The 10,684-nt window shown below is 32.8% G+C and carries 11 protein-coding genes; 1 reads left to right on the top strand and 10 read right to left on the bottom strand.

Features of this window, described 5'->3' with window-relative positions; translation table 11 throughout:
* Positions 1–152: 152 nt before the first annotated feature.
* The 10 genes from RR643_RS09840 to RR643_RS09885 form a co-directional block, all read right to left on the bottom strand.
* The gene (locus RR643_RS09840; protein WP_332483108.1) at positions 153–1,340 is read right to left on the bottom strand and encodes a helix-turn-helix domain-containing protein; all 1,188 of its coding nucleotides are present in this window, start codon (positions 1,338–1,340) and stop codon (positions 153–155) included.
* Between the two features lie 427 nt (positions 1,341–1,767).
* A complete protein-coding gene (locus RR643_RS09845; protein ID WP_332483109.1) occupies positions 1,768–2,403 on the bottom strand; it encodes a V-type ATP synthase subunit D in 636 nt (211 codons plus the stop codon).
* Positions 2,403–3,821: a V-type ATP synthase subunit B gene (locus RR643_RS09850; RefSeq protein ID WP_332469395.1), complete on the bottom strand. Its 1,419-nt coding sequence runs from the start codon at positions 3,819–3,821 to the stop codon at positions 2,403–2,405. Before RR643_RS09850 ends, RR643_RS09845 begins: the two co-directional genes overlap by 1 nt.
* 15 nt (positions 3,822–3,836) lie before the next feature.
* The gene (locus tag RR643_RS09855; RefSeq protein ID WP_332469396.1) at positions 3,837–5,585 is read right to left on the bottom strand and encodes a V-type ATP synthase subunit A; all 1,749 of its coding nucleotides are present in this window, start codon (positions 5,583–5,585) and stop codon (positions 3,837–3,839) included.
* An 18-nt stretch (positions 5,586–5,603) separates the two neighbouring features.
* A complete protein-coding gene (locus tag RR643_RS09860; RefSeq protein ID WP_332469397.1) occupies positions 5,604–6,188 on the bottom strand; it encodes a V-type ATP synthase subunit E in 585 nt (194 codons plus the stop codon).
* 10 nt (positions 6,189–6,198) lie between these two features.
* Entirely contained in the window at positions 6,199–6,507 is a 309-nt protein-coding gene (locus RR643_RS09865; RefSeq protein WP_332469398.1) for a V-type ATP synthase subunit F, read from the bottom strand.
* Positions 6,508–6,518: 11 nt separating this feature from the next.
* Positions 6,519–6,965, bottom strand: a complete 447-nt coding sequence (locus tag RR643_RS09870; protein WP_332469399.1) for an ATP synthase subunit C — start codon at positions 6,963–6,965, stop codon at positions 6,519–6,521.
* A gap of 18 nt (positions 6,966–6,983) precedes the next feature.
* Positions 6,984–8,810, bottom strand: a complete 1,827-nt coding sequence (locus RR643_RS09875; RefSeq protein WP_332469400.1) for a V-type ATP synthase subunit I — start codon at positions 8,808–8,810, stop codon at positions 6,984–6,986.
* 12 nt (positions 8,811–8,822) lie between these two features.
* The gene (locus RR643_RS09880) at positions 8,823–9,860 is read right to left on the bottom strand and encodes a V0D/AC39 family V-type ATPase subunit (RefSeq protein ID WP_332469401.1); all 1,038 of its coding nucleotides are present in this window, start codon (positions 9,858–9,860) and stop codon (positions 8,823–8,825) included.
* 18 nt (positions 9,861–9,878) lie between these two features.
* Positions 9,879–10,190 carry a hypothetical protein gene (locus tag RR643_RS09885; protein ID WP_332469402.1) on the bottom strand — a complete coding sequence of 104 codons (312 nt, stop codon included), beginning with the start codon at positions 10,188–10,190 and terminating at the stop codon, positions 9,879–9,881.
* Between the two features lie 267 nt (positions 10,191–10,457).
* Here RR643_RS09885 and RR643_RS09890 point away from each other — a divergent pair.
* Positions 10,458–10,684, top strand: a 227-nt coding sequence (locus tag RR643_RS09890) for a helix-turn-helix transcriptional regulator (RefSeq protein WP_332483110.1), incomplete at its 3' end; no start/stop codon positions are given.

Below are 10,684 nucleotides of genomic sequence, written 5' to 3' on the forward strand. Positions count from 1 at the left end.
TTAAATTGTATACTTAAGGTAATCTTCATATTAATGCATTTTCTTATGCACATCTCTTTAATACTTGAATTTTATCATAGAAAACCATATAAAAATGCTCGAGAAAATTAAAAAAAAACATGAATAAAACATGGAATAATAATTTATTCTCGCTATTTTATCATGTATTTATACATTTCTTTATATGCATGTTTTGTTTTGTAATAATCTATAAGTAAATTTTTTATATATAAAATTGATTCGCTGTCTTTATTGTTATATATATAATTATATGTTTCAATTAGTAATTCTTCATAGGCTTGATCTTTTGTTTCACCATCAATACTTTTCTTTAGTATTTTCAATTTATTCCTTTGAAACTCATCCTTCAATTTACTTAATCCATCAATAATTATTCGATTTGCATCCTCATTTTGATTTAACGCAATATAGATAATTGCTAAATGAAAATAATAGTCTGGATAGTTTTTACTACTCTTCAATGCATAAATCAATGCCTCATCAAATTTTGACTTCTTTATTAATAACCAACATAAATTTCCATAAACTAATTGTAGTTGTACATCTGTGTGATTGGGATTATGTATCATTTCATTAAATAATGAATACGCATTATCATAATTACCACTTTTCGAATTGATTATAGCCATATGAAGTTTTGTATAGAACATTCTCTTATAATTCAATTCTAATGAAAATTCGTCAAAAGCTTTTCTACAAAACTCATATGCTTCAAAGTAACTACCAAGCCTAAAGTATAACATACCCAAATGATAGTATAGTAAACTTGTTGCATGTTTATATTTACCGCATTCTAATGCTTTATTAAAATACTCTTTAGCTAATTCAAAATTAGAATCCATGTAATAACACCCTATATAATCATAAACAATTTGCTTTTCTTTTTGATTATATAATTCCGCTATTTTAGTCATTTCATTGATGTATTTTCCCGTTTCATCACTCAATGGATAAAAATTAATTTTATAGATCATATTAGCGATCAGGTATTTCGGATAAGATTTTGAGCATATATATTTTTCTGATGACTTTATTACTTTTTCAATAAACTTACGATCTACATCATTAAAAAGAAACATATTCAATATCTTTTCTATATCATTATTAAATTCTGTACTATCGACATTGGATTTATAAGTTATACCTAAGATTTTAAATATAACGCTATACACTTCATCGTTTACATCTATTGTACCATTCTCAACTCTTGATATATGAGACCTAGAATAATTAGCTTTTTTAGCTAATTGTTCTGTTTTTAATCCTAACTCTTTTCTTCTTTTACGTATTACTATGCCCAAATAATCACTATTTTTCATAAATGTTCTCCCAAATCTATTTTAACACAAGCAAATTCAACATATTCAAAGAAGTGAAATGCTCGAAACTTTTTCTAATTTCTATAACTCATCCATTATATTTTTATTTATTCTCGAACATTTTTCTAGTAAATAATCCTGTATAATAAAGACAGGAGGAATAACGATGAACAAAACTTTAACAAAGACTATACTTTCTACTATGATCTTTTTAACATTGTTCCTATCTTTTACATTTCCTAGTTTAAATGTTTTAACTTCAAATAATAATGAGCTGAAGTTTTGCATTTATGACTCAAATGGTAATCTCGATTCTTCTAGCCCTACACCATGTATTCCTAAAACTAGAGAACATCATGGTGGTCCAATATAAAATGTGCAGTGTTTGCACATTTTTTTCATGTAAAAAGAAGTTGTTTCCAACTTCTTAGTTTACTTTATGTTGATTTGCATCTCTTTCCTTATTTGCTTTGATGATTTTTAGACGTGAGAATTCTTCACGTTCTTTTTCTTCTAAAGCCTCCGTAATAAATTTAATTTGAGATTCAAAATCAGGAATAACAATGTTTTTTAATGCATTTGCTCTTTTTTGCGTTTTACGTATTGCATTCGCAAGACGGTATACACTATTATCAACTTCTGCAAGGATCATTGTTAATTCTTTTACTTTATTGAATTGAAGGTACGCTTCATCCACCTTTGAAGAAGATTGTTCAAATCCATATTGGATTTCTAACTCTTCAGGTTGGTAGATAATATTTGGTACTTCAACACCCATAACGCTACGATAAGTAACACGTACACCAGTATCTATCTTTACTTGACTTGCAATGCTTGTAATAACACCCGTAGAAACATTTGCTTGTTGAAGTAAGTAGTAAGCTTCTTGATAACTATCCGTTATTTCATCACGAAGCAATTTTACTTTATCAACCAACATCATCATTTCACGTATTAATACATTTCGTTTACGGTCCATAAGATCATAACCCATTTTAGCTAATACTAATGATTTCTTAGCTGCCATAAGGTTCCCTTTGGTCGCAAATACTTGGGTAGCCATTATTCTTCTCCTTGTAACGCTAGACTAATGGTACGCATTGCACGTTCTGGATCATAGTTTGCTTTAATAAGTTCAGGATCAAGACGGTCTAATGCACTCATTGGTAGAGTTGATAATAGTGCCCATCCTAAATTCAATGTTTCAATGATTGAACGTTTTACGCCAAACCCTTGACCAACGAATACTTTTTCAAACAAACGTCCAAACTCCATGAATCGTTTATCACTTTCAGATAATTCATCCTCACCAATTACAGATGCAAGTGAACGAGCTTCTTGAACTTGCGCATAAGATGCGAATAATTGGTTCGCAACATCTTGATGATCTTTGCGAGTAAATCCTTCTCCAATACCATCTTTCATCAAACGTGATAAAGAAGCTAAACATCCAATAGGAGGATATACTCCATTTTGGTGTAAGTTACGATCCAACACGATTTGACCTTCTGTAATATACCCAGTTAAATCTGGTACTGGATGAGTAATATCGTCATTCGGCATTGTTAAAATAGGAATTTGTGTTACAGATCCTTTAGATGTCTTAATAATACCTGCTCTTTCGTATAAAGAAGCTAAGTCAGAATACAAATATCCAGGATATCCTTTACGTCCAGGAATTTCTCCTTTACTACTTGAGAACTCACGTAGAGCTTCACAATATGAAGTGATATCTGTTAAGATAACAAGAATATGCATATCTAATTCATAAGCCAAATATTCAGCTGCAGTAAGAGCACAACGAGGTGTTAGTGTTCTTTCAATAATTGGGTCATTGGATAAGTTAACAAACATACAAACTTTTTCCATAACTCCAGTTTCTTCAAATGAACGTTTGAAGTAATCCGCAACGTCATTCTTAACCCCCATTGCTCCAAACACGATACCAAAACCTTTACCATCATCATCAGCAATTTGAGCTTGACGTACGATTTGTACTGCAAGTTTATCATGTGGCATACCACTTCCTGAGAAAATAGGAAGTTTTTGTCCACGAATTAATGTATTTAATCCATCAATCGCTGAAATCCCTGTATTGATATAGTTACGAGGATATTGACGAGATACTGGATTTAATGGCTTACCATTAATATCCGCAAATTTCTCTGCATAAACATCGCCTAAACCATCAATTGGTTTCCCTGCTCCATTAAATACACGACCAAGGATTTCTTTTGATAAGGCAATTTCCATTGGGTGACCTAATAAACGCGTTTTTGTATTCTTCTTTGATAATCCAGCTGTTCCTTCAAACACCTGAACCATTGCTTTTTCACCTTCGATTTGAACTACACGTCCTGAACGAACTGTCCCATTCGCTAATTCTATTTCAACCATTTCTTCATTTGAAACATTCTTAACATGATCTAAGGCTACAAGTGATCCACTAATTTCTTCTAATCCTAATAATTGAAGACCCATCAAAATTCCTCCTTTCTATTCGATTGTACTTAATGCTTTATCGATTTTATCGAAGTATCCATCCAACAAAGCAATGTTGTTGTTTGGTACATCATATTTAATTTTAATTACTTCATCAAAAATTCCAGTTTTAAGAATTGAACTAATTGGGAATTTCTTTTGAATTAATGGTTTGCATGCTTCATATAAGTATGAAATTACTTTCAACATCTTGTATTGTTTCGCAAATGGTACGAAAGTATCATCTGGATGGAATGCATTTTGTTGTAAGTATCCAACACGAACTACTTTCGCAATTTCAATTGTCAGTTTTTGATCATCTGGTAAAACATCAGATCCAATTAACTTAACAATTTCCATTAATTGATTTTCTTCATGTAGAATTTGTACCATTTCACTACGTAGTGCAGTAAAATCACGCGCAACATTTTGTGAATACCAACGATCAAGATCATCTAAATATTCACTATAACTTAAGTTCCAGTTAATTGCTGGGAAGTGACGTGCATACGCAAGTGATTTATCAAGTGCCCAGAAAGCACGAACGAAACGTTTTGTATTTTGTGTTACTGGTTCAGAGAAGTCAGCACCTTGAGGTGAAACAGCTCCGATAATTGTTACAGATCCTTCTGATCCATTGCATGTTTCAACATATCCTGCACGTTCATAGAATTGTGAAATACGAGAAGGTAAGTAAGCTGGGAATCCTTCTTCAGCTGGCATTTCTTCAAGACGTCCTGAGATTTCACGAAGTGCTTCTGCCCAACGAGATGTTGAGTCAGCCATAATCGCAACATGATATCCCATATCACGATAGTATTCAGCTAATGTAATACCTGTATAGATACTTGCTTCACGAGCCGCAACGGGCATATTAGAAGTATTCGCAATTAACACGGTACGGTCTAATAATGGTTTACCCGATTTAGGGTCAATCAATTCACTAAATTCTTCAAGAACTTGTGTCATTTCATTACCGCGTTCTCCACAACCAACATAAACGATAATATCTGCATCACACCATTTAGCTAATTGGTGTTGTGTCATTGTCTTACCTGCACCAAACCCTCCAGGGACTGCCGCAGCACCACCCTTAGCGATTGGGAATAAAGTATCAATAACACGTTGCCCAGTAACTAAAGGCAATGTGATAGGCTTACGATGGCCTACAGGACGAGGATTACGAATTGGCCAGTCTTGTGCTAACTTAACATCAACCACTTCTCCTAAATCCGTTTTAACTTTAACTAAAGTTTCAGTAACCGTGTAATCACCATCACCTACTGCATATTCAACTGTTCCAGAAATTGTTACTGGAATCATACTACGATGTTCAATTAAATCTGTTTCAGGACAAGTCGCAAAGATATCCCCACCTTTTACAGTGTCTCCTACCTTTACTTTCATTGCCACTTTCCACTTCTTTGCTTCATCCAATGAAGGTATTGTTTTACCCTCACTAATGAATGCACCTTGTGTAGCTGCAATATCCTTAAGTGGTCTTTCGATACCATCAAAAATATTCTTTAAGATACCAGGTCCTAAATGTGCACATAATAGTGAACCAGATGAATACACAGGTTCCCCTGGTTTTAATCCTGTTGTAGATTCATAAACTTGGATAGTTGTTTTATCACCAGTAATACCGATAACTTCTCCAAGTAATCTTGCATCTCCAACATTTACCATCTCTAGCATACTAAAGTCACTTGAGTTTCTTACAGTTACAACAGGTCCATTAATAGAATAAATACGATTGTCCATATTAATTCCCCCTGCTTTCTAAATGGTAAATCCAGAATTATTCTGGAACCATGTCATTTCATTTTGTAAACTGAAATCCAATGTATTATCAACTTCATATCCTTTGTTTGGATTAACATAACGGAATCCACCAAGTTGAATTAATGTTTCCACTACCTTACATTGACAATTATGTTTCTTCAATATTTCAGTTAATAATGCTGTATCTTCTTTACGAACTTCAAAATATCCATCCGTATCAATTGCACCCAATTGTTCAATTCTCTTTTCCAAGAAGTTTGAATAATCAGAACTATTTACGAATGATACTAGTTTACTTTTTACATCATCAAATAATTGAGTGACTAATTGCGTACGCAAATGAAGTAAATCACGTTTTGTTTTCAACTTATTTTGTGAGGCTTGTGTCGCAGCAAAAAGTCTCAAATCATTGAGTTCTTTTTCCTTATATGTTTCTATTTCTTTTCTTAAACCTTCCTTGAAAAAGTTGATTTGATCTTCTTCCATGTTCTTAACTTCATAATTAATTTGATCAATTACTAATTGTACTTGTTCATGAACATCGCTTTCAATAATTTCAAGTGCTTCTTTTTCTTTCATCATAATTCTCACCTCACAATTTAATGCCGATTGCTTCACTAATATACTTGTCGATTGTTTCTCCTACTTTTGCAGATCCATGTCGATCAGGGATTTCTACTAAAAGTGGTTTGGAATAATTTAGTTTCATATTAGATATAATGTCAGGACAAGTATTCACAATCTTAGTCGTCATTAAAACAATTACTATTTCAGGATCTTGAATGCATTTTTCCAATTCATCAAGTACTTCTTGACGTTCATGGACAACTATACCTTCAATACCTGCAAGTCGTAACCCCATTTGTGTATCGACATTGTCACTAATACAAAATACTTTCACAGTTTTTTCTCCTAGATTTTATTCATGATTAAGATAGAGATTAATAGACCATAGATGGCAACCCCTTCACCTAATGCTACGAAAATGATTGCTTTACCAAAGTTTTCAGAATTTTCTGAGATAGCTCCGATAGCAGCAGGTGCAGCAGCAGCAACGGCAATACCAGCACCAATTGCAGAACATGAAGTAGATAATGCAGCAGCTAAGAATCCCATACCTTGTGCATTTGTTCCAACGATTGAAACAGCTGCATTTGTTCCTTCAGCAGCTAAAGCTACCATACCATTCAATTGGAATACCATTGCAAGTGCAAATACACCCGCAAAGATTGAAATTTGTGCTACTAATTTAAATTTCGCATTTTTAGCGTTTGTTCCTTTTTTACCCATATAGAATAAAGGACAAATTACAAGTACCACTGCGATGAGTGGTAAAAACATTTCAACAAAAGATAACATAACAATTCTTCCTCCTAATTAGTTGTCTGATGAAATAAGAATAAATTTCTTACCGCCGCCTTCAAAGTAACGGCTAAACATTTCATAATATTCAAGACGTAGTGTTTGAATACCTACGATTAAGCCTTCAAGTGCCATAACGAATAAGTTACCAATTACAAATACTACCGGACCTGCATTCCCTGTCATTTCAACAAGTGTCATAACAACGAGCATCATCCCAGCATGGCTTAGTACGAATCCGCCTACACGAAGGTAAGACATTGAGTTTGTAACAAAACTCAACAAGATTTCAAATACTTCAAAGAATGTTTCCAAACAGAAATTGCCCCAACCACCATGTGGTTTAATACTCTTACCTTCCATGAGGTGAGTAAGTGGCTCTTTGAAGAAGAATAAAACAATAGGAACACCAATAAATGGAATTAACCAAGCTGGTGTCAACATATTGAGGCCTGGATTAATCATTGTCATACCGACAGCGACTAAGATAAATCCGTAGAATACAAATCCAGCAACACCATTTTGACTGAATAGTAATTCTCCCCATTTTTTACGTTTAATTTGAACATACATATTTATTAACATTGTAGTTAAGATGAGTACTGCCCCAATCACAACTGCAGTGATTAATAATGTCATTGTGAAATTTCCATCCATAACATTAATTAGTTTTTCATGTACATTGAATAATCCTTGGTGAACTGGAATAAGAATTTCTTCATTTCCAAATACAGATCCATACATAAATCCAAAGAACATCGATGTTAATCCAACACGTCCTACAATACCAGCAAGTTTATTTCTAGATTTCTTTTCTAAGAATAATCCAGCAAGTACTAACAAGAATCCTTGACCTAAATCACCAAACATAATTCCAAACAATAAGCAATAAGTTAATCCTACAAATACAGTAGGATCAATATCACGATATGCTGGCAAACTATACATTGTTACAAACATTTCAAATGGTCTAAAGAACCAATTGTTTTTAAGTAAGGTTGGAGGTGTAAGTTGTGGTGCATCATCTGGATTATGTGGTTCGACTTTAACATCAACCCCATTAAACTCAGCTTTGAATTTATCCACATCACTTGTAGGAACAAAACCTGTTACTACATAATGATTTTCAAAAATTGCTACATATTGGTGTAAAGAATATAATCTATTTCTTTCTTCACAATACGTGTAAACATTTGTAAGTTCTTCTTCGTATTGAGCAATAATTTTCTTACTATCTACAGTAGGAATCTTAATCTCCTCTAAATATAAACCATCAAACATTTTCTTAGCTTCACGAACATGTGTATTTGATGTTGCATACACTATCCATTGATATTGAGAAGTTTGGTGTAGTTTTGCAGTAATAAACTTTGTATCTTGGATTAAGTTTAATTTCTTAACACTTTCAATTGGTAATCTTCCCATACCAAATGAAATGTATTGGCAATCATGCATTGATGTGAAATCTAGAACTCTTAATGTTTCTAATGCAATTTCATCATCGCTTGTAAGACTATTAGATTCAACAGAATCACTAACAACTTTAAATTGTTCTTCCACATTCTTTAAGAACGCTTCTATTTCTTCATTTGTATAAGTCTTGTCAATAGTTGGTTTTGATTTCATTTCAAACCCAATACTATGACCTATATTCTTTAGTGTATTAACATAATCAGAATATACATTCTCGACAGAAAGTACTCTTCCTGCATTATCTTCATTTACAATTGAAGTCGCATTTTCCGCATGAAGGTATTTAGAAGTTTCACAGCGTTTAAGCATTTCTTCGTAATTACTTTCATCCGTCGAAATACTCACAAGTTTCATTTTTGTAATCGACATATATTCTCCCCTCTAGTAAATTAGTAAGCGCTCAATCTTTTCAGGCGCTATTCTATATCGTATACCTTCTATAATATCCACAATATTTTGAACTTCAGTTTCAGATAATAACATGTATGACAACAAAACAATGTCAGGGTTATTACTAAACGCTAGATGTCTTCTATTTATATTATAGTTAATCTTCTTTGTATGATATTCAATATAGATAAATCGTTGATTATCAGTATAGTTTTTATAGGCAGACTTCGATAAGTAATCAAATAATTCATCCGCACTACAGTTATCAATAATATAATCTAGATCTTTCTTCGAAAATCTCAAATGCACAGGAGAGATTAATTCCTTTATACGATTACTTGGTGTTTCAAAATATTTCTTCAAACGATAAATTTTCGTAATGTTCTCTAACTCAATTTGAGTTAAGAAAATATCGCGTAAATCTTCTTTCTCTTTTCCAGAGAAATCCGAATCAATAATTTTAAGTACTGTATCGAAGTAATAATTGCGTAATGCACTCTCACAACCTGTAAAATCAAAGTCTTCGCCATGTACAGTTTTGAATTGTCTCACTATTGGTGCATAGTCAGTATGACTAATAACATCTAACAATTCATCGAAACTTCTTACTTTTGCCAAGTCACTAATCTTGAATGAAGTTTGTAGTTCAAGATAAGTTGGCATCTTTTCTATAAATTGCATATAATCTTTTGATTCAAATGATCGTATGCAGTTTAAGATTTGATGGATTTCATTCTCAATGATTCCATAACGGTAAAAACCACCTTTCGGTGAGTTCGCATATCGCATTAAACTTGAAAACCTTTGAAATAAATCTTGACGTATCAAAGCTTCCAGTTGTCCACGATGAATTGATTTTTCGTTAATTCCCGCCAGAACCTCATTGAAATAAGTATCATTTTTTAAATAGGATGCTACTTCCGCCACTGTCTTCTTTTGTAGCATTGCTTGGTAATCTTCCGTTCGGATTCGTTTACCAAACATTGCTTTTGCTTTTGCGGTAAGTGCACCTGCTGCCTTATTTGACATGGTTCTCCTCCTTCAAGCTTAATCTAGACAATGTTTTATAATTGTTTCACACCACTCATCTTTTTTTGTTTGATAGACTTGTTGGATTCTAGATGAAACATCTTTAAATTCCTTGTTGTTATCTTCAGTCGCTTTTTGAATTCCTTCATCTAGCTCTTTCTTGATTTGATCTACTTCTCTTTTAACTTGTTCCCAAGCTTCATCACTGATATGTTTTTTCTCATTCGCAATCTTTTGTTTCAAGTCATATTTACGTTGATGTGCACCATCAACATCTTTTCTTGCTATTTCATCAGAATGAATTAAGTCTTGTATATCTTTCAATTCCATGTTGGGTCTCCTTTCAAACAAAAACCGGTCTTTGATAGTATATTCCTTTTTTTCACATTTTTCAATGGATAACAAGTCTTATTATGCCTAATCGAAAAAGGAATATTTTATCAATATCAATTTGGTCATTTTTATTACAAAATAGGCTTATTTATAGGTTATAATTAGCATATGAAACCTATAGTTGCCCCAATGAAAAGTAGAATTGGTAGAGGCAACCAGTAGTTATCTAGTATGATTAACTCGTAAATAAAGGAGAAAACGATTATGAATATAGAAATCGCAAATCGTCTAGTAGAATTAAGAAAACAAAGGGGATTGTCACAAGAAGACTTGGCTCAAGAATTGGGTATATCGAGACAAGCAGTTAGTAAATGGGAAAGAGCTGAATCATCACCTGATACAGATAATCTTATCTTACTAGCAAGATTATATGGTGTTTCACTAGATGATATGCTAAAGACAGATGAAGAAATTCCAACACCAGAAGAACC

The sequence above is a fragment of the Anaerorhabdus sp. genome (genome assembly GCF_036637135.1).
Taxonomy (GTDB): domain Bacteria; phylum Bacillota_I; class Bacilli_A; order Erysipelotrichales; family Erysipelotrichaceae; genus Anaerorhabdus.

Excerpts from the sequence above, each read along its gene's own strand:
- RR643_RS09840 (WP_332483108.1), bottom strand. The coding sequence starts at position 1,340 with ATGAAAAATAGTGATTATTTGGGCATAGTAATACGTAAAAGAAGAAAA.
- RR643_RS09845 (WP_332483109.1), bottom strand. The coding sequence starts at position 2,403 with ATGGCTACCCAAGTATTTGCGACCAAAGGGAACCTTATGGCAGCTAAG.
- RR643_RS09850 (WP_332469395.1), bottom strand. The coding sequence starts at position 3,821 with ATGGGTCTTCAATTATTAGGATTAGAAGAAATTAGTGGATCACTTGTA.
- RR643_RS09855 (WP_332469396.1), bottom strand. The coding sequence starts at position 5,585 with ATGGACAATCGTATTTATTCTATTAATGGACCTGTTGTAACTGTAAGA.
- RR643_RS09860 (WP_332469397.1), bottom strand. The coding sequence starts at position 6,188 with ATGATGAAAGAAAAAGAAGCACTTGAAATTATTGAAAGCGATGTTCAT.
- RR643_RS09870 (WP_332469399.1), bottom strand. The coding sequence starts at position 6,965 with ATGTTATCTTTTGTTGAAATGTTTTTACCACTCATCGCAGTGGTACTT.
- RR643_RS09875 (WP_332469400.1), bottom strand. The coding sequence starts at position 8,810 with ATGTCGATTACAAAAATGAAACTTGTGAGTATTTCGACGGATGAAAGT.
- RR643_RS09880 (WP_332469401.1), bottom strand. The coding sequence starts at position 9,860 with ATGTCAAATAAGGCAGCAGGTGCACTTACCGCAAAAGCAAAAGCAATG.
- RR643_RS09885 (WP_332469402.1), bottom strand. The coding sequence starts at position 10,190 with ATGGAATTGAAAGATATACAAGACTTAATTCATTCTGATGAAATAGCA.